Below are 19,043 nucleotides of genomic sequence, written 5' to 3' on the forward strand. Positions count from 1 at the left end.
CGTAGGGCCTTCCAGCTACTGTCCAGTGTCCCGGATGAACCCCTCTCTCTGACAGATCGTTTCTGCCCGCAGCTGGACGGGTTCCTTCCCCGGTCGATCACTTGTGACGTTCCGTGAGTGCTCGGGGTGTCGGCGCGTCCTGGCGCCCCCCTGGCGCTCCCCGATGTTCTCGGTCGGATGTCGGCCCTCTCACTCCTTTGGTTCAGATAAACAGGGCGTAAACGATCAAATCGGAACAGGCTGGGTGCGGTATCCCGAATTCCGCATCCGGAGGTCGACGTGCCGCGTCTGCTCCCCCTCAAGGGGCTCACCCGTGGCGGGGTTCGGCCCCGTTGGCGAGGCCTCGGCCGGCCCGGTCCGGGGCGGCGCGGCCCTGGCCGACGTGTGCCGGCCTGGTGGGGGCAGACCTGGCGGGAACGGTGGTGGCACGCGCCCGCGGCCGTGTTCACCTCCATGACGGCCCTCGCCGCCACCTCCCTCGTGACGGGCCCCTCGGCCGCCGTCCCGCTCTCCATGCCGTGCGCCCTCAAGCGCACCGAGGCGCACCACTCGGAGGGTCTGGACACCTGGAACGCCGCCTATCCGCGCCCCACCAGGCGCCTCGACGCGGTGATGGTCTTCCTCTCCTTCCCGGACGCCGAGCCGCTGACCACGCCGGACGAACTGACGGCCGACTACTTCCCCGCCACCAGCCGCTTCTTCGAACGGGCCTCGTACGGCAGGTTCCAGCTCCGCCCGCACCCGCTCGCCGAGTGGATCCGGATGCCGCGGGCCTCCACCTCGTACGCCATACAGCGCGACTGGAGCGCGGCGGCGCGCTCGGCGTATCTGCGCGACGCCCTCGCCGCGGCGGACGAGCGGGTCGACTTCTCCCGCTACGACATCGTCTACTTCGTCGCCGACCCGGACGCGCCGGGCGTGGACTCGGACGCGACGAAGGTGGTGAACATGGACACGCCGCTGCGGGCCGACGGGAAGGACATCCGCCGGGTCGTCACGGTCTTCGAGAAGCATCCGCCGGACCGGCTGGTCCTGGCCCACGAGACCGGACACGTCTTCGACCTGCCCGACCTCTACCACCGCCCCTCCGACGGCAAGGGCGACTGGGACACGTACGTCGGCGACTGGGACCTCATGGGCAGCCAGTTCGGCCTGGCGCCCGACCTGTTCGGCTGGCACAAGTGGAAACTCGGGTGGCTGGAAACACGCCAGGTGGCGTGTGTGCGGGGCGCGGGCGGACGGGGTACGCGGCTGACGCTGGAGCCTCTGGGGGCGGGGCCCGGGGTGGCCGCGGCGGGTTCGGAGGCCTTCGGGAGGGCGGGTGTTCCCGGTGCCGGGCCGGAGTCGGAAGGCGTGGGATTCGGGTCCGGGAACGGGACGAAACTGGCGGTGGTGCGGACCGGGCGGGACACCGCGGTCGCCTTGGAGGCGCGCGGGCCGGTCGGCAACGACGCGGCGGTCTGCTCACAGGGAGTGCTCGTCTACCGCGTGCGCGGCGGGACCCAGTCCGGCGGCGGTCCGATCGAGGTCGTCGACGCGCACCCCTCGTCCGCGGCCTGTTGGGACGACTCGGTCTATCCGCCGCTCGCCGACGCGCCGGTCGGGCTCGGGGAGACCTTCACCGTGCCGGGCGAGAACGTACGCGTCGAGGTGGAGGACCGGACGGCTTCCGGGGCGTGGACGGTGACGATCTCTACCGGGAGCTGAGAGCGTCTCGCCGGCGGCAGGGAGGCATGGCGGGCATGCGAAAGGCCCCTCGCTTTCGCGAGGGGCCTTTCACCGTCTGTGCGCCGCCAGGGACTCGAACCCCGGACCCGCTGATTAAGAGTCAGCTGCTCTAACCAACTGAGCTAGCGGCGCCTGCTGACGTCGTAGACCTTAGCATCCTGATCGGCGGGAGGAAAAATCGATATCCGGGCCTCGGGGGAGGGCTCGGGGATGCGCCGACGGGCCGCTGACCGGGCAGCTCGTATCGCCGCCCAGAGCAGGATCGCCGGGGTCGGCAGCCAGGGGTGGCGGGTGTCGGGAGCGACCAGCCAGCGGGATTCCACGGGGGGACGGGAGCCGGTGCGGGGAGCGGCCGGGACGGTCGGGGCGGGGGGCGGGACGGTCACCGCGTCACCGGTGCCGTGGCAGAGGAGGGGCGGGACGGTCCGGGCCCGGTCCGAGGCTCCGCCCGAGCCCCACTCCTCCCACTCCAGGAGCGCGGGCAGCCGCTGTGCGGTGCCCGGCGCGGCGAACAGGAGCATCCGGCCCCGGTAGGTGGCCACGGGTCCCGATCCCGGGCCCTCGTCCCACAGCCGGTCCAGCATGCGGCGACCGAAGATCGCGGGCGCGTTGACGACGTCGAAGGCGGAGCCGCAGGACAGGACCACCGGGGCGGTGGGCCGGTCCGCCCAGAAGGCGAGCGTGCCGCGCGGGTACGTTCCTGTCGAGGCGAGCCAGGCGGCGCCCTCGGAGGTGACCCCCGAGACGTCGAACCGGTCGGGGAGGTCGGGGAACGGCTCGACGGTGCCGCGGCCGTGGCCTGAGCCGGGGCTGTCGGGGGCGATGCTTGCCGGGTTCCGGTCGCTGCTCATGTCATCTAGAGCTACCGGGGGTGAACGGCCCGTCTCCGAGGGTTGCGGGAACGTGGGACAGCGGGGTGTGGGGTGGGGTATCTTGCCCGACTGGCATATGCCACGGGTTGTTTTCGGGCCAGGCCCGCGTGTCCCGCCCGCTTGCCGGGTCCGCGTGTCACCTCGGCGCACGTGCTTGCTGCTGCTGGCGTCCCTGTCCCTGTCCCTGTTGCTGCCGTCGCCGTCGCCGTCGCCGTCGACGCTCAGACCGGGTCCGCGTACCCCTCGGCGTCCGCGCCGCGCAGGAGTTCGCGGCCGAACTCCACCATCTTCTTCGCGTAGTCCTCGGTCCACTCGGCCCGTTCGGCGATCTCCGCGGGCGTCAGCCGGTCGAACCGGCGGGGATCGGCGAGCTGCGCGGCGGCCATCGCCTGGAACTCGACCGCCCGGTCGGTGGCCGCGCGGAACGCGAGGGTCAGCTCCGTGGCCCGGTCCAGCAGCGCCTGGGGATCGTCTATCGATTCCAGGTCGAAAAAGTGCTCGGGATCGGCAGCAGCCTCCGCGGGCTCGAAGAGCAGCGGCGCGGGGCGAAGCCGCGGCTCGTTCCGACGCGGCGTGGGCTCCGCCATGACTTCTCCTCCTCGTACGGTGGTCGGCCCGTCCTTGTGGTGGGCCACCGTCCATTGTCCCTTGACCGTGCAAGAGGGCATCAGGGCGCGGCTGACCGGCACTGATGCACGCCTTCTCCTACCCTGCGCGCTCCCTCACGACTCCCACGTCACCCGGTGCTCCGCCAGATGGGACAGCACCGCGTGGTTCGCCTCCCAGCCGTCCGGGAACTTCACCGTGACGCCGAGCTGGACCGGCTCCGTGGACGGGTGGTCGTCGAGGAGGTCGGTGACACCGGCGCGGCAGACGACGATGCAGGCATGGCGGTGGCGGGAGGCCAGGACGCACAGGCGGCCCGTTTCGAGGTGGAAGGCCGTCGCGTCGGGGCGGCCCGACAGCGGGTGCAGGACGACCGTCACGTCGTACTCGCGGCCCTGGAGGCGGTTCGCCGTGTCCACGGTCACGTCCGCGACGCCCAGCTCCGCCAGGGCCGAGCGGACGGCCGCCGCCTGGTCGCGGTGCGCGGTGCCGACGGCGATGCGGTCGGCCGTCAGCGGGGCCGGGTCGGGGGAGAGCTCCGAGGTCGCCGCGCCGCCCCGGTCCAGGAGACGGCGTACGACCTGGGCGAGCGCCCGGATCGCCTCCGGGTCCGTGCGCGGGGTGTTCCGGGCGGGCAGTTCCAGCAGGCCCCAGCCCGATTCCGCCGCCTCGTCGATCACCCGGTCGGGGCCCGAACCGTCCGACGGGACGGCGAAGGCGAGGTGACGGTCGCCGTGGCCCGTACCGCTGCGGAACGGCGTGAAGGGGTAGAACGCGTCCGAGACCAGCGGCGCCGCCGAAGCCGGCAGCCGCCAGGAGACGGGGAGGCGGTGCTGCGGCAGCTCCGGGTTGTGGGCGAGGAGCGTCGATACGGCGGAGGCCGAGGGGTCGTACGACAGCCCTGCCCACTGCTCGCTGCCGACGATCGCGAACGGGTCCAGCTGGCCCGGGTCGCCCACGAAGAGCGCCCGCTCGAACAGCCCGGCCACGGCCAGCAGCGCGTCCGACCGCATCTGGTACGCCTCGTCGACGATCGCGTGCCGCCATGGCTCGACGCCCTTGACGTGCGCCCACTTCGCGGCCGTCGAGATCACGACGTCGAGCCCGGCGAGATCGCCGGCCTTCGCGGACTTGCGGACGTTGGGCAGGTCGTCGAGCGCCTTGTCGTACGGGTCCGCGTCGCTGCTGTGCAGCCGGCCGACGGGCAGGTCGGGGTTCTTCGCGGCGAGCCGCAGCACCAGGTCGTCGACCTGCGCGTTCGTCTGTGCGATGACCATCAACGGGCGTCCCGCGTCGGCCAGTTCGAGCGCGGCCCGCACCACGAGCGTGGACTTGCCGGCGCCGGGCGGGGAGTCGACCACGACACCGCGGTGCGTCCCGTGCAGGGTGTCGCGCAGGATCGCGTCGGTGGCGTGGGCGGCCTCGGCGCCCGGATCGAACACGGTGGTCACAGGACGTCCTCTTCGGTCACGGCGTCGGGCTGCACCTCGAGTTGCGGGGCGGCGGCATCGGTCTCGCCGGGCGGCCCGCCGTGCGTCCACGGCGTCTCCTCCGGGTCGGGCAGCTTCGCACCGCCCCGCTGCTCGTGCTCGAAGAGCGTGAAGCAGAGGTGGTCGCCCTTCTCCGGTACGGATCCGGTCTCTGGCTCCTTGCCGCGGCCCATCTTGTCGACCACGCGCAGCACGACCAGGGAGCCGAGGGTGCTGGTGGGGTCGTCGCCGCGGGCATGGCTGTGGTCGTCGTTGTGGTTGTCGGCGGTGCCGTCGCCCTCGTACCGGACGTACTCGACGAACTCGGCCGCCTGCGGCTTGCCGCCGAGCGACCGGTAGACCTTGGCGCGATCGCCGAAGTGCGGCCGGTCGTCCGTGCGGACGGTCACGAGGGGGCGCGGGCTGGGCCGCTTGCCCTCGCTGTACGCCATCACGACATCCGTGACCTCGCCCGCGAAGGCCTCGCCCGCGAGCCGTCGGCCGGCCATGACGAGCGGGTCGTCGAGGGCCTCCTGGGCCTCCAGACGGGCCTGTTCGCGCTCGCGCGTGGCGAGTTTGTTCGCCGCCGTGACCGCGTCGTCGCGCCGCGGTTGCGGGGGCTCGCCGGCCAGGACCCGGTCCCGGTGGCCGGTGAACGACCAGCGGTCCCGGGTCCACCGGTCGGCCGCGTGGGCGCCCTCGGGCAGGGCGCGCAGCAGGTCGAGGCCGCGCCACACCGCGTCCCAGGTGGGGCGGGTGCGGCTCTCCACGAGGTCGCGGATCTGCCGCTCGGCGGCGGTGAGGTCACCGAGCCGGTCGTCCGCCTCGATGCCGTCCTCGGCGGCCGCGAGTGCCGTACGCGCCCGGTCGTAGCGCTCGATGGCGGGAGCGAGCAGTTTGTTGTCGAACGCCGGGTCGGTGGCGGGCCCGGCCGGCGGGCAGACGAGCTGTCCCTTGCCGTCCCGCTGCAGCTCGGCCCGCAGCGCGGCCTCGGCGCCGGACTCGCCCCGCGGCGGGTCGATCCAGGCGAGCAGCGCTCCGAGGTGCTGGTCCTCCAGGCTGGACTGCCCGGTCGCCCAGTGCCGGGACAGGACGTCGGTGAGCGCGAGGAGGAGCGAGGAGCCGGGTACGCGGGACCGCTCGCCGTAGTGCGTGAGCCACCGGCCGAGCAGGGGCACGCGCGGGGGCGCCGGGTGCGGTGTCTCCGGGTCCTGCTCGGCGGTGCGGCGGAAGCGCATGGAGCGGCCGAGCAGCCGTACGAAGTCGATGCCCGAGCGGCTCGGGACGATCAACTGCGGGGCGTCCGCGCACAGTTCGACCTCGACCTTGACCCGCTTGCCGGTCTCCGGGTCGGTCTCGTTGCGCTCGGCGGGCTCGACGTCATCGGCGTACGCGTCGATGTACGGCAGGACGATGTCCGCCAGCTCGGCGAGGAACGCGAAGCGGAGGTCGCGGTCGCGGGGCTGGGGGACGACGAGGAGGCGGGGGGTGTCGCGGTCCGTGCCGACGAGTGCCCCCAGCGGGGCCCCGGCTTCTCCCGCGGTGGTGAGCGGTACGAAGACGAGGGGGTGCGGGGAGAGGTGGCGGTGGCGGGTGGTGGCCAGGGGCTGGGCTCGGCCGGTGTCCACGGCTTCCAGGCGGGCCAGGGTGGTGATCAGGGACATGGGGCTGCCTCCCGGGAGGGGCGCGCCGAGTGGTGCGGTTCGGTGTGTGTGGGGTGTGTTTCGACTGCGGGGCGGTGGGGGCTTGTCGCGCAGTTCCCCGCGCCCCTCAGAGGCCGGGGTTGTGTTGTACGTGCGGGTCGGTGGGGGTTGCTCGCGCAGTTCCCCGCGCCCCTGACGGGGTCGGTTGTGCGCCGGGGCCGGAAGGGGCTCAGCACGCTGTGCGCCCCGGCAGCCCGGCCGGCAGCTTCTCTTCGCCGCCCAGGGCCTCCGCCCGCAAGGCCGCCGCTCTGCGCAGGGCCGCGACCGCCGGGTCCGTCGGGTCGCCGGTTTCGCCGCGGGCCGCCGACAGGACGTCGTTGATTGTCGTCAGGCCGCCCAGTTCGGCTCGGAGGGAGCGGCCGAGTGAGGTCACCGTGCCCTCCGCGCGGGAGTGGCCGCGGCAGTGGAAGGCGAGTTCGCAGGCGGAGAGGCACTCGGGGGCGTAGGTCGCCGGGACCGATTCCACCGCGGCTGTCAGGTCGGCGGTGGGGAGGTCGGGGGAGAAGCAGGTGCCCTCGGGGAGCAGGTCGGCGATGTCCTCGATGCGGGTGAGGCGGTCCAGCTGGCGGCGGGTGACCGAGCGCTGCTTGCGGACGTCGACGGCGGACGCGGTGGGGAGGTTGGAGAAGTCCTTCGGGCAGACGAGCAGCACCGTGTGCCGCACCTCCGGCGCGGGGGCCAGCCGGGCCGCGACCCGCTCCAGTGCCAGGACGTACACCGCGGCCTGGCGTGCGGCCGCGCCGACCTTCGCCGCGTCCGCCGAACCGTCCAGCATCGGGAAGGACTTGATCTCCACGACGGTCCAGCTCCCGTCCGGATGCACGACCACCGCGTCCGGCTCCAGGAAGGCGGGGGAGCCCGCGACGTCCAGGGCGAGCAGCGGGTGGTCGAGCAGCGTCCAGACGCCTGCCCCGGTGGCCTCGCGCAGCGCCAGGGCCGTACGAGCCGTGCGTCCCTCGGGGCCTACGGCGGACAGGTCGGGGACGGCGCCGGCCGTGGGCGGTACGGCCCCCGCGTCCAGCTTCTCGTGCACCAGCCGCAGCAGCTCCGCGCCGCCGTCGGCCTTGACCCGCGCCTCGAAGGCGTTGCCCCGCATGAACGCGAACTGCGACTGACCGAAGGCCGACGGCGAGCCGAGCGCGCTCGCCAGTGCGGCCTTGTTCACCCCCGCCCCGTCGAGGATCGCGCGCCGCTTGCACCCCGGATTCGCGGCCAGTGCCGCGAGGGCGCGCGCGTCGAGCGGCTGCGGCGGGACCGCGGGGCCGCGCAGCTCAGCGAGCCGCTGCCGGAGCCCCGTCCCCCGCGCCGGGGGGACTCGCTCCCGGTTCGGCTCCCGCAGGGGCTCCTGCCGGGGCTCCCGGCTCGGCGGTACCCGGGACGGCTGGGACCTTGCGTTGTCGGGGAATTCGCTCACCCGGCGAAGTCTGGCACCCCGCACTGACAATTGAGGAACCTGCGCCGTGCGAGGCGCCTGTGGAACCCCCGGCGACCGGTCCGAAGGGCCGGATCCCGAGCCGCGCCCGGAGCGTGTCCGCGAGCCGCAGCACCGGCCGGGTCAGCAGGAACCCGATCCCCATCACGACGAAGCCCGCGACCGCGTCGAGGAAGTAGTGGTTGGCGGTGCCCATCACCACGATCGTGGTGATCAACGGGTACAGGACCCCCGCGACCTTGGTGAGCCGCGTGCCGCCGTACATCCAGAGCATCACACCGCACCACAGCGCCCAGCCGCAGTGCAGGCTCGGCATCGCCGCGTACTGGTTCGTCATGCCGCCGAGCCCGCGCGGCGCGCTCGCCTCGCCGCCCCACCAGCCGTAGTCGCTGTACTGGGCCATCGTGTCGACGAACCCGTGGCTCGCGGACAGCAGCCGCGGCGGGCAGGTCGGCAGCAGCGTGAAACCGATCAGACCGATGAACGTGGACGTCATCAGCCAGGTCCTGGCCGCTCGGTAGCGCACGGCACGGGACCGGAAGAGCCAGACCAGGACGGCCGGCGTGACCATGTAGTGCAGCGACGCGTACCAGAAGTCCGCCGGTATGCCGATCCAGGGCTCGCGTGTGAAGAGACGGTTCAGCGGGTGCTCGGCGTTGAGAAAGAAGAACTTCTCGACGCGCAGGATCGCCAGACCGTGGTCGACGGCGCTGGTCACGTCCCCGCGCGCGAGGAGCCGGCCCGCCGAGTACGCCCCGTACACCAGCAGGATCAGTGGCAGCTCGGTCCACCAGCGGAGGCGGGAACGTGGTGCCGCCTCGGTGCTCGGTGCATCGGTCCGCAACATCCGATCCCTCCCCCTCCTGCTTTCCCGGCCGCAATGACCTGGCCCAATTTACGTTCTGCGCGCGTCCCTCGTGGCCGCGCCCCCGGTGGTCTTAGACGCAGAGATCGCCCAGCGGGTTGCTAAACCTGTGAGTGAGCGATGATGGAGTGATCCACCCCTCGTTCGCCTGCGGTTCACCGCTCGATCTTCCCCGAAAGGCCCCTTCCATGGCACCGCGTTTCCTTCTGGCCCGGCACGGACAGACGGAATGGTCGCTGTCCGGCAAGCACACCGGCAGGACCGACATCCCCCTCCTGGAGGAGGGCAGGCGCGGCGCCAAACTGCTCGGGGAGCGCCTGCACAGGGCCCCGCTGAACGGCCTGCCCGGGGTGGAGATCCGTACGAGTCCGCTGGCACGCGCGCGTGAGACCTGCGAACTCGCCGGGTTCGGCGACCGGGCGACCCCATGGGACACGCTCATGGAGTGGGACTACGGCGCGTACGAGGGCATGACTCCCGACGAGATCCGGGGCGACCGCCCCGACTGGCTGATCTGGCGGGACGGGGTGCCCCGGGGCGAGACCCTCGCCGAGGTCTCCGCGCGCGCGGACGAGATCGTCGAGTGGGCCCGCTCCGCCGACCGTGACGTGCTGGTGTTCGCCCACGGACACATCCTGCGCTCCATCGGGGCCCGCTGGCTCGGCCTGGACATCGAGTTCGCGGCCCGCATACGCCTCAACCCGACGTCCCTCTCGATCCTGGGCTGGGCCTACGGAGAGCCCGCGATCGAGACGTGGAACGACTGCGGCCACCTGAGCGCGTAGTCCCGCTGCGGCACCCCGCGCCCCCGAAGGGGCGCCCGTCAGGGGCGCGCGGAACTGCGCGATCAACCCCCACCGGCCCGCACGTGGATCACAACGCTCCCATCGCCAGGTTGATCACAACGCGCCCCGGCGCAGCGCACCCTCTCAGGCGGACGGCGGCAGCGCCCCGTGCCGTTCCAGGAAGTCCGACACCCCCGAAGCGCGGCGGTGCGGCAGCAGAACCCGGGCCGTCCCCGCCAGCATTGTCTGCACCCGGGACGACTGGACCTCGTCCAGCAGGTCCAGGACGCGCAGCCCGGCCGCGGCCGCCTCGTCGGGGTGCCCGGCGCGGGCCAGGTCGTCGGCCAGCTCGGCCATGTAGAGCGCGAGGTTGCGCGTGAAGTGCGGGTCCTGGAGCCGGGTGGCGCGCCGAGCCTGATGGGCAGCGCGCGACCAGTCGCCCAGCGTCGACCAGCACTGGGCCTCAAGACCGGCCAGCTCGGCGTCTCCGTAGAAGCTCATCCACTCCGGATCGGCGTCGCACGGGCCGCGCCCGTACAGCGCCTGCGCGCGGGTCAGCGCCTGTTCGCAGCCCCTGCGGTCGGCGAGCCCCGCCCAGCCGCCCGCCTCTCGCAGCGAGAGGAGCGACAGGAGCCGCGCCGAGCCCAGCGGGCGCGCCGCGTACTGGGCCGCCTGGGCGGCCCGGACCGCCTCCCGCGGACGCCCCGCGTCACGTGCGAGGAAGGACGTGTTGCAGAAGGCGTGAGCCTCCAGGGCCGGGTCCCCGGCCACCCGGGCGGTCGCGAGTGCCTCCGCGTAGTGCGAACGCGCGTCCTCGAAACGCCCCGAGTCGTGGGCCAGCCAGCCCACGGAGATGGCCAGTTCACCGGCCCCCGTGTGCAGCCGCTCGGCGGTCGCCTGCCGCGCGGCGCCCGCGTCCAGCAGGGCGTACGCGGCCCGCAGCGGCGCCGATGCCCTGCGGTACAGCCCGTCGGCGCCGTGCCGGTCGTCCAGCAGCCGGATCTTGCGAACGGCCTCTTCCAGCGCCCCCGCCTCGGCCTCGCCGGCCCGGCGCACGGAACGGTCCGCGGCCGCGGCAGCGCCGCCGAACGCGAGCCCTATGGGGCCCAGTGAGGCGGCCGCCACGGTGGCGGTACCGCCGCTCATGAATGCGCGACGTTGCACGTCGCTCTCCTCGTGGTTCTGGTCGTCGATCTCGTGCGGGTCATACCGGTCGTTCGGTTCGTGCGTGCCGTACGTCGTGTCATACGGCTCGTACGCCCCGTCCGTCTCATGCGGGGCGTACATCGGGCTCGTGGTGCGCGGGTCGGGCGCCTCCTCGAAGGTGCGCGCCCCCCGGCCGCGCACCGCCGAACGGGGCACGAAACCCAGGTCCGTCAGCGTCCGGCCGGGGAACATGTGCAGGAACACCCGCTCGTACGCGTAGTTGGGACACCGGATCTCTCCCGCCTCGACCCGCCCGATGTAGCGCGCGTCGCAGCTGACCTGCTCGTCGATCTCCCGGGCGGCCCGTCGCACCGCCGCGGCGAACTCGCCCGGCGAGCGCTGACCGCGCAGCCGCCGGAAGGCGAGATTCGGCCGCGCCGGCCGAGGTGACTGGGACGACGAGGTCATCGGTGACGACGCCATGGCCGGGCCCTCTCTCACGAACCGTCGAACCATGCCGGAATCAGAGCGAGTTGATCATGTTGTCGACCCAGCCGCACCTGTGTTTCCGGCGGGCACGAACGTACCCGCTGTGACGAGTCCACCACTCGGGGTTTGGCTACAAAACGGATATCTCATCCCTGATCTGCCATGAACTGCCATCCTTTGCGGCCGAGTTTCGCCGTAGCCGTTGACGCCGTACGGCGTTGAACCATGCGGTGTGCCCGATCGAGGAGGGGTTCCGTGGTGGAGGCCAGGATGGAGACCAGGCAGGGCGTCGATCCTTGTGATCTCGTGACCGTCCCCGCTCGGCAGGGGCTGGAGGCGGTCGACATCCTGCGGCGCGGTGCGTCGGCGGAGGCAGTCGGCCCCGTCCTGCACGACGACAGCTGCGACACGCTCGGCTTTCTGGTGCCGCCGGGGACGGCTTCTGCCTGGGATGTCCCAGGCAGTACGTGTACGCGGACCGACGGGCGGGGTCTTCGGCTGGCGCCGGAGCCGCCGGTCGAGGGGTCGGACTGGCTGTTGCCTCCTGGGGAGGCCGAGCTGGCCACGGATCCCGCGGTTCTGCGGGCTGCGTTGGGGGAGGCGGCGCGTCTGATCGAGGCGGCGGACAACTGCCGTTGAGGTTGGGCGGGGGGTTCGTGGGGCTTGCGGTCCGTATTTGTCTGCGGGTCGATCGGGCTGGTCGCGCCCACGCGGCGGAGCCGCACAATGTCACAGCCCCGCGCCCCTCATGGGGCGAGCCCTCGCTGGGCTGGGTGACGCGCTCGGGTCGATAATGGGTGGATGGCGAGGGCTAAGAAGCAGCGGGCGGACGACAAGCGGGGCGGTGACAGACGTGTTGCTGCCTCGGCCGTCGTCGAGAGCGTGGACGGGGGGCTTGCCGAGCTCATGCCCGACCGGGACCGGGGGCGGGCCTGGACGCTGCTCATCGACGGGGCTCCGCAGTCGCATGTGGACCTCGACGACCCCTCGTATCTGAACTTCGAGTACCAGCGCCGGCTCGGGCACGTCATCGATCTCGTCGCCCCGCCCGGCAAGCCCGTGCAGGTCGTGCACCTCGGCGGTGGTGCCTTCACCCTCGCCCGGTACGTGGCCGCCACCCGGCCCCGCTCCACCCAGCAGGTCGTCGAACGCGACGCCGCGCTCGTCCAACTGGTCCGCCGGGAACTGCCGTTGGACCCGAACGCCCGGATCCGCGTACGGTCCGTCGACGCGCGCGAAGGGCTCGCCAAGGTGCCGGACGGCTGGGCGGACCTGGTGATCGCGGACGTGTTCAGCGGGGCACGGACCCCCGCGCATCTGACGTCGGGCGAGTTCCTCACCGACGTACGCCGGGTCGTCAACGCCGGTGGCCTGTACGCCGCCAACCTCGCCGACGGCCCGCCCCTCGCGCACCTGCGCGGCCAGATCGCCACCGCCGCAGGCGTCTTCCCCGAACTCGCCCTCATCGCCGACCCGACGGTCCTGCGAGGCAAACGCTTCGGCAACGCCGTCCTGATCGGCTCGGCCCTGCCCCTCCCCGTACCCGAACTGACCCGCCGCGCCGCCTCCGACCCCCACCCGGCAAGAGTCGAACACGGCAGAGCACTGCGGGACTTCACCGGCGGAGCGACCCCGGTGACGGACGCGGCGGCAGTCGCCTCACCGGCACCCCCGCCGTCGGTTTTTCGGTAGGAACGTCCCGTCGACTGTTTTGGCTCAGGGTGACGGATGCTCTTAAGGGATGCGGGGAACTGCGCGACCAGCCCTCACGTACCCGCAGACAACCACAAGCCCAGCGCCCGCGGCGCTCAGTAGTCGTTGACAGAGACCCGCGGCGCGGAGTCGTGCCACGTACAGAACACCGAAACCCGGTCCGCCCCGGCCGAGAACTCCACCCGAATCCACGTCTCGGTCTTCCACACCTGCATCGACCACCCGGACGCCGGCGTCGCGGACACCAGCGACGCGTACGACTTACCGAGGTCGAACACGACCCGGCCCCCGTCGGTGTCGTAACTCTTCACCACACCGGAGGCACCCGCGCCAGGATCGGCACCCCCCGCACCCGCCGACTTCGAGGGCGAGGGCGAGGAAGGGGGCGAGGACGAAGCCGGGGCCGAGGGCGAACGGCCCGCACTCGACGAACGGCTCTTCGACGGCTCGGGCCCGGACTCGGGCCGACTCGTCGAGGAGGCAAGCGGTTTCGCGCCCTGCTCGGTCGCCCCGTCCGCCGTGATCGGCAGCGCGCGCGGCGGGTCGTACGCCGTCCCCGCCATCACCGTGTGGACACCCCACCACGACAGCGTGACCGCCGCGCCCGTGGCGAGCGACCAAGCCAATCCGTGTACGAGTCCTCTGAGCATCGTGGGCCATACTGCCCCACGCGCCCCACACATGTCCCCTGTCGGTGCTGCCCGGGCGGTTGTCCACAGGCCCCGGACCGGCCCACCCCGTATGGCGTACGGTGCGGGCCATGGCAAGTGTGCTCGTGGTCGAGGACGACCAGTTCGTGCGCTCGGCCCTCATCCGGCATCTGACCGACGCCGCACACACGGTGCGCAGCGTCGGTACGGCACTTGAGGCGCTGCGCGAGGTCGCCCATTTCCGTTTCGACGTCGTGATCCTGGATCTCGGCCTGCCCGACCTGGACGGGTCGGAGGCGCTGAAGATGCTGCGCGGCATCACCGACGTGCCCGTGATCGTCGCGACCGCGCGGGACGACGAGACCGAGATCGTGCGGCTGCTGAACGACGGCGCGGACGACTACCTGACCAAGCCGTTCTCGGTCGAGCACCTGGCGGCACGCATGGCGGCGGTGCTGCGCCGCGCCCGGTCCTCGGCCGGGGAGGCCCCGCCGTCGCCGGAGATCCGCGTCGGCGGTCTGTCCATCGACCCGCTGCGCCGCCAGGCCGAGCTGGACGGCGTACGACTCGATCTGACCCGGCGCGAGTTCGACCTGCTGGCCTTCCTCGCCGGACGGCCCGGGGTCGTCGTGGCCCGCAAGGAACTGCTCGCCGAGGTGTGGCAGCAGTCGTACGGGGACGACCAGACCATCGACGTCCATCTGTCCTGGCTGCGACGGAAGCTGGGCGAGACGGCGGCCCGCCCGCGCTATCTGCACACCCTGCGCGGAGTGGGTGTGAAGCTGGAGCCGCCGGGACCGTCGGGAGCGGAGCCGCCGCGATGAGGTGGGCACTGGTCAAGGTCTGTGTGGCGGTGACCACCATGGTCGTGGTGTCCTTCGCGGTGCCGCTCGGGCTCGTCATCAGGGAGATGGCAAGGGACCGCGCGTTCTCGAACGCCGAGCGGGAGGCCGCGGCCATCGCCCCCGCGCTCTCCATCACCACCGACCGGGCACAGCTGGAGAAGGTCGTCGCCTCGGCGGGCTCGGACGCGGGGATGGCCGTCCACATACCCGCGAGCGACGGTGCGGAGGCGGTCGACCTCGGCCGTCAGCGCGCCGTCGGCAAGGACATCGCCACGACCCGGAAGCTGGGCCGGGCCTCCACCACCGAGGTCCCCGGCGGCTCCACACTGCTCCAGCCCGTCGCGCTGAGCTCGGGCGAGATCGCCGTCGTCGAGGTGTACGTGCCCGAGTCGGAGGTCACCAACGGCGTGGCCACGGCCTGGGCCGTGCTCGCCGGGGTCGGCATCGCGCTCATCGTCGGCTCGGTCGCGGTGGCGGACCGGCTCGGCGTACGGATGGTGCAGCCGGCGCAGCGACTGGTGGAGAGCGCGCACGAGCTGGGGGAGGGGAAGCTGGGCGCCCGGGTGCCCGAGGAGGGGCCGACCGAACTGCGGCTCGCGGCGGTCGCCTTCAACTCGATGGCCGACCAGGTCGTCCAACTGCTGGCGAACGAGCGGGAGTTGGCGGCCGACCTCTCGCACCGGCTGCGTACGCCGCTGACGGTGCTGCGGCTGAACGCGGCCTCGCTGGGGGACGGGCCCGCCGCCGAGCAGACGCGGGCCGCCGTCGCGCAGCTGGAGCGCGAGGTCGACACGATCATCCGGACCGCCCGGGACGCCAAGCCGCAGACCGCGGCGATAGGCGTGGGCGCCGGGTGCGACGCGGCCGAGGTCGTCCGGGAGCGGATGGACTTCTGGTCGGCGCTCGCGGAGGACGAGGGGCGCAAGGTGCGGGTGGCCGGGGTCGACCGGCCGGTACGGATACCCGTGGCCCGCGCGGACCTGGTGGCCTCGCTCGACGCGCTGCTCGGGAACGTGTTCCGGCACACGGCCGAGGGCACGGCCTTCGCGGTCGACGTGCACAACGGCGAGGACGCCGTCATCGTGCTCGTCTCGGACGCGGGCCCGGGCATCACCGACCCCGAGGCGGCGATGGCGCGGGGCGGCGGATCCGGCAGCGACGGCTCGACCGGGCTCGGGCTCGACATCGTGCGCCGGCTCGCGGAGTCGACGGGCGGGGACGTACGGATCGGGCGCTCCGTCCTGGGCGGGACCGAGGTCAGGATCTGGATCCAGCTGGACGGCCGGGAGCCGGAGCGGCGAGGTCACCGGGGCTCTGTGCGCCGACGCCGATCGGCCAAATTGGTCTCGACCTTTAACCGGTCCCGATCCCTTCCTTAAGCGCACCCTAAGATCCCCAACCCCCGTCCGGATCAGGCCGTTTGCCCGTTTCCGGCTCGCTAGCGTGCTGCCGCACCCCACCCCCCTCCCGTGACCCCCTCGGGGACTCGCGGAACAGCGAAGGCAGGCACGCCATGAGCACGCACCGGCACACGGTCAGTGGCAGGAACAAGGCGATCGGAGGCGTGGTCGCCGCGGCCGTGGTCGGCGGTGGAGCCCTCGTGTTCTCCGGTACGGCGCAGGCGGCCGGGGTGGGCGCCGTCTACACCAGGACCAGCGACTGGTCGACCGGCTACACCGCGCAGTACGTCGTCACCAACGACACCGGCGCGGCGAAGACGGACTGGACGCTGGAGTTCGACCTGCCGTCCGGGGCCAAGCTGAGCTCGCTGTGGAACGGCGAGTCGAGTGTGAGCGGCCGGCACGTCACCGTGAAGCCTCCCGCCTGGGACAAGGACGGGCTGGCCAAGGGCGAGTCGGTGACGGTCGGCTTCGTGGTGAACGGCTCAGGCAGCCCCACCGGCTGTCTCGTCGACGACGCCAAGTGCTCGGTGGACGACGGGGCGACCCCGGAACCGACCGGCCGCCCGACGGAGACCACGACACCGAAACCCACCGCGACTCCCACGGCCACCCCCACCCGGACCTCGGGCCCCACCGCCTCGCCCTCCGAGTCCACCGGCGGCGGCACGGCGGCCACCGCCGGCTTCGCGCCCTATGTCGACACCTCCCTCTACCCCGCCTTCGACCTGGTCGCCGCCGCGACGGCCACCGGTGTGAAGGACTACAACCTCGCCTTCGTCACGGACGGCGGCGGCTGCACCCCCAAGTGGGGCGGCGTGACGGACCTCGGCACTGACGCGGTCGCCGCGCAGATCGGCGCCCTGCGCGCCAAGGGCGGCGACGTCCGTGTCTCCTTCGGCGGCGCGGCCGGCTCGGAACTGGCCCTGAACTGCTCGTCGGCGGACGCCCTCGCGGCGGCGTACGAGAAGGCCGTGGACGCGTACAAGCTCACGAAGGTCGACTTCGACGTCGAGGGCGGCGCGCTCCCCGACACCGCGGCGAACACCCGCCGGGCGAAGGCGATAGCCACGCTCCAGGCCGAACACCCGGACCTGGACGTCTCGTTCACTCTCCCCGTCATGCCCGAGGGGCTCACCCAGGACGGCGTGAACCTCCTCGCCGACGCCAAGTCGAACGGCGTCGGCATCGACACGGTCAACATCATGGCGATGGACTACGGGCCGGCGTACAGCGGTGACATGGGCACCTACGCCGAACAGGCCGCGACGGCTACCCAGGCGCAGATCAAGGGAGTTCTGGGCCTGTCCGAGTCCGCCGCATGGAAGGCGGTCGCCGTCACCCCGATGATCGGCGTCAACGACGTGGTCACGGAGATCTTCAAGGTCGACGACGCCACCCAGCTCGTGGACTTCGCCAGGTCGAAGGGGATCGGCTGGCTCTCCATGTGGTCCGCCACCCGCGACAAGCAGTGCCCCGGCGGCACCAAGCCCTCGGCCGACGCGACCTGCAGCTCGATCCTCCAGGACCCCCACGCCTTCTCGAAGGCCCTCGCCGCCTACAAGTAGCCAGTAGCCCAATACGAGTAGCCCGGTGGAAGCGGGCCGGTACAGGAAGCCCAACCAGCCATCTCCGCACGGGGGTCAGCGCCCCGGTCGGCCTTCCCCCCCACCCGGCCGGGGTTCGCGGAGGGGCGCGGCACTCCCCTCACAGTGCCGCGCCCCGTCCCCCGCCCGTGTCCCCCCTCGGGGAAGGGTTATTCGGTCGTGTTCACCGACGGAAGCGCTCCCGTCCGGGCCGCCTCGCCGTACCAGAGGGCGCTCGACTTCGGGGTACGGGCCTGGGTCGCGTAGTCCACGTACACCGCGCCGAAGCGCTTGCCGTAGCCGTACGCCCACTCGAAGTTGTCCATGAGGGACCACAGGTAGTAGCCGCGGACGTCCGCGCCGTCGGTGATCGCCCGGCGTACGGCCGACAGATGGCCGTGGAGGTAGGCGATGCGCTCCGGGTCGTGGACGCGTCCGTCCGGGTCGGGCTTGTCGTCGTACGCGGCGCCGTTCTCGGTGACGTAGAGGGGAAGCCCGGGGGCCTCCGCCGTGTAGCGCATGATCAGCTCGTGCAGGCCCGTCGGGTCGATGGTCCAGCCCATCTCCGTACGCTCGCCCGGGGTCTGATGGAACATCACGTCGTCCACGCCCGGCCACGGCGAGTGGTCGCTCGCCCCGTGGCCGTCCGCGCGCGGACCGTTCGGGGCGTTCTCGGCGGCGCCGACCAGCGTCGGCGTGTAGTAGTTGAGGCCGAGCGCGTCCAACGGCTGGTTGATCAGGGCGAGATCGCCGTCCAGGACGTACGACCAGTCCGTGACCGACGACGTGTCGGCCAGCAGGGTCTCCGGGTACGCGCCGTGCAGCATCGGCCCGTGGAAGACGCCGTTGGCCAGGTCGTCGATGCGCCGGACCGCCACCAGGTCCGCCGGGTCCTGCGAACGCGGCCTGACCACCGAGGAGTTGAGGCTCACCGCGATGCTGTTGCGGGCCGGCATCGCGGTGCGCAGCGCCGAAGTCCCGAGCCCGTGCGCCAGGTTGAGGTGGTGCGCGGCACGCAGGGACGCCTCCGGATCCGTACGTCCAGGAGCGTGCACCCCTGATCCGTACCCCAGGAACGCGCTGCACCAGGGCTCGTTGAGCGTGATCCACTGCTCGACGCGGTCACCCAGCGCCTCTCCGACGATCTGCGCGTACTCGGCGAACCGCAGCGCCGTGTCGCGCTCGGGCCAGCCGCCCGCGTCCTCCAGCTCCTGGGGGAGGTCCCAGTGGTAGAGGGTGAGCGCGGGCTTGATGTTGTGGGAGAGCAGCTCGTCGACCAGACGGCGGTAGAAGTCCAGGCCGCGCTGGACGGCGGGACCGCGGCCCGTCGGCTGCACCCGGGACCACGACACGGAGAAGCGGTACGCGGTGAGGCCCAGCTCCGCCATGAGGGCCACGTCGTCGCGGTACAGGTGGTAGTGGTCGTTGGCGATGTCGCCGTTCTCGCCGCCCGCCGTCTTGCCGGGCGTGTGACTGAAGGTGTCCCAGATCGAGGGCGTACGGCCGTCCTCCCGCACCGCCCCCTCGATCTGGTACGCGGAGGTGGCCGCGCCCCAGAGAAAGGCGGGCGGGAAGGTCACGGGCGTTGCGGGCTCAGGCATGGAAGCGCTCCCATGGGAGGAAAGGTCGTAGGAGACCTGGGGATATGGGGTCGGAGGGGGGAGGAGGGGCCGAGGCAGCAGCGGCTCGGCCCCTTCGGCCAGCGTCTGGCCGGGCACCGCAAGGGCCGGCTCCGTCGGGCGGAGCCAGGTGCG

Annotated in this window: 16 protein-coding genes and 1 tRNA gene; 7 read left to right on the forward strand and 10 right to left on the reverse strand. The window is 72.4% G+C overall.

The features are described from left to right. Positions 1-453 precede the first annotated feature (453 nt). A complete protein-coding gene (locus OG718_RS33975) occupies positions 454-1,707 on the forward strand; it encodes a M6 family metalloprotease domain-containing protein (protein WP_328845958.1) in 1,254 nt (417 codons plus the stop codon). 79 nt (positions 1,708-1,786) lie between these two features. On the opposite strand, the gene OG718_RS33980 is transcribed toward OG718_RS33975, so the two are convergent. From OG718_RS33980 to OG718_RS34010, 7 genes are all read right to left on the reverse strand, one after another. Further along, positions 1,787-1,860: transfer RNA gene (locus tag OG718_RS33980), tRNA-Lys, on the reverse strand. Further along, entirely contained in the window at positions 1,851-2,579 is a 729-nt protein-coding gene (locus tag OG718_RS33985) for a hypothetical protein (protein ID WP_260694844.1), read from the reverse strand. The genes OG718_RS33980 and OG718_RS33985 overlap by 10 nt, the downstream gene beginning before the upstream one ends. A 242-nt stretch (positions 2,580-2,821) precedes the next feature. Continuing rightward, positions 2,822-3,187 carry a hypothetical protein gene (locus OG718_RS33990; RefSeq protein ID WP_306939904.1) on the reverse strand — a complete coding sequence of 122 codons (366 nt, stop codon included), beginning with the start codon at positions 3,185-3,187 and terminating at the stop codon, positions 2,822-2,824. A 135-nt stretch (positions 3,188-3,322) separates the two neighbouring features. Next, positions 3,323-4,657, reverse strand: a complete 1,335-nt coding sequence (locus tag OG718_RS33995; protein WP_306939906.1) for an AAA domain-containing protein — start codon at positions 4,655-4,657, stop codon at positions 3,323-3,325. Then, positions 4,654-6,339 carry a hypothetical protein gene (locus OG718_RS34000; RefSeq protein ID WP_328845959.1) on the reverse strand — a complete coding sequence of 562 codons (1,686 nt, stop codon included), beginning with the start codon at positions 6,337-6,339 and terminating at the stop codon, positions 4,654-4,656. The genes OG718_RS33995 and OG718_RS34000 overlap by 4 nt, the downstream gene beginning before the upstream one ends. Before the next feature lie 208 nt (positions 6,340-6,547). Further along, positions 6,548-7,717, reverse strand: a complete 1,170-nt coding sequence (locus OG718_RS34005) for a hypothetical protein (protein WP_306943619.1) — start codon at positions 7,715-7,717, stop codon at positions 6,548-6,550. After that, positions 7,650-8,657 (reverse strand): phosphatase PAP2 family protein, encoded by a 1,008-nt coding sequence (locus OG718_RS34010; protein ID WP_306939910.1) that lies wholly within the window; start codon positions 8,655-8,657, stop codon positions 7,650-7,652. The genes OG718_RS34005 and OG718_RS34010 overlap by 68 nt, the downstream gene beginning before the upstream one ends. A 206-nt stretch (positions 8,658-8,863) precedes the next feature. Here OG718_RS34010 and OG718_RS34015 point away from each other — a divergent pair, with 206 nt between their 5' ends. Further along, positions 8,864-9,460: a histidine phosphatase family protein gene (locus tag OG718_RS34015; protein WP_306939912.1), complete on the forward strand. Its 597-nt coding sequence runs from the start codon at positions 8,864-8,866 to the stop codon at positions 9,458-9,460. 144 nt (positions 9,461-9,604) lie between these two features. Here the strand turns inward: OG718_RS34015 and OG718_RS34020 are convergent, their stop codons facing one another. After that, positions 9,605-11,089 carry a hypothetical protein gene (locus OG718_RS34020; protein ID WP_306939914.1) on the reverse strand — a complete coding sequence of 495 codons (1,485 nt, stop codon included), beginning with the start codon at positions 11,087-11,089 and terminating at the stop codon, positions 9,605-9,607. A 276-nt stretch (positions 11,090-11,365) separates the two neighbouring features. Between OG718_RS34020 and OG718_RS34025 the strand changes: the two genes are divergently transcribed. Both OG718_RS34025 and OG718_RS34030 read left to right on the forward strand, forming a co-directional pair. After that, positions 11,366-11,734, forward strand: a complete 369-nt coding sequence (locus OG718_RS34025) for a hypothetical protein (RefSeq protein ID WP_186001008.1) — start codon at positions 11,366-11,368, stop codon at positions 11,732-11,734. Between the two features lie 162 nt (positions 11,735-11,896). Next, positions 11,897-12,787, forward strand: coding sequence for a spermidine synthase (locus OG718_RS34030; RefSeq protein WP_186001007.1), 891 nt, complete (start codon positions 11,897-11,899; stop codon positions 12,785-12,787). Between the two features lie 116 nt (positions 12,788-12,903). On the opposite strand, the gene OG718_RS34035 is transcribed toward OG718_RS34030, so the two are convergent. Beyond that, the gene (locus OG718_RS34035; protein WP_328845960.1) at positions 12,904-13,458 is read right to left on the reverse strand and encodes a hypothetical protein; all 555 of its coding nucleotides are present in this window, start codon (positions 13,456-13,458) and stop codon (positions 12,904-12,906) included. Between the two features lie 110 nt (positions 13,459-13,568). Here OG718_RS34035 and OG718_RS34040 point away from each other — a divergent pair, with 110 nt between their 5' ends. From OG718_RS34040 to OG718_RS34050, 3 genes are all read left to right on the forward strand, one after another. Continuing rightward, positions 13,569-14,282, forward strand: a complete 714-nt coding sequence (locus OG718_RS34040) for a response regulator transcription factor (protein WP_143632476.1) — start codon at positions 13,569-13,571, stop codon at positions 14,280-14,282. Beyond that, complete coding sequence (locus tag OG718_RS34045; protein WP_306939921.1) at positions 14,279-15,682, forward strand: sensor histidine kinase; 1,404 nt, start codon at positions 14,279-14,281, stop codon at positions 15,680-15,682. The genes OG718_RS34040 and OG718_RS34045 overlap by 4 nt, the downstream gene beginning before the upstream one ends. Before the next feature lie 134 nt (positions 15,683-15,816). Next, positions 15,817-17,271 (forward strand): glycoside hydrolase family 18 protein, encoded by a 1,455-nt coding sequence (locus OG718_RS34050; RefSeq protein ID WP_328845961.1) that lies wholly within the window; start codon positions 15,817-15,819, stop codon positions 17,269-17,271. A 188-nt stretch (positions 17,272-17,459) separates the two neighbouring features. Here the strand turns inward: OG718_RS34050 and OG718_RS34055 are convergent, their stop codons facing one another. After that, positions 17,460-18,890 (reverse strand): GH1 family beta-glucosidase, encoded by a 1,431-nt coding sequence (locus tag OG718_RS34055; RefSeq protein ID WP_143632470.1) that lies wholly within the window; start codon positions 18,888-18,890, stop codon positions 17,460-17,462. Positions 18,891-19,043: the final 153 nt, after the last annotated feature.

This window comes from Streptomyces sp. NBC_00258, from assembly GCF_036182465.1.
GTDB lineage: Bacteria > Actinomycetota > Actinomycetes > Streptomycetales > Streptomycetaceae > Streptomyces.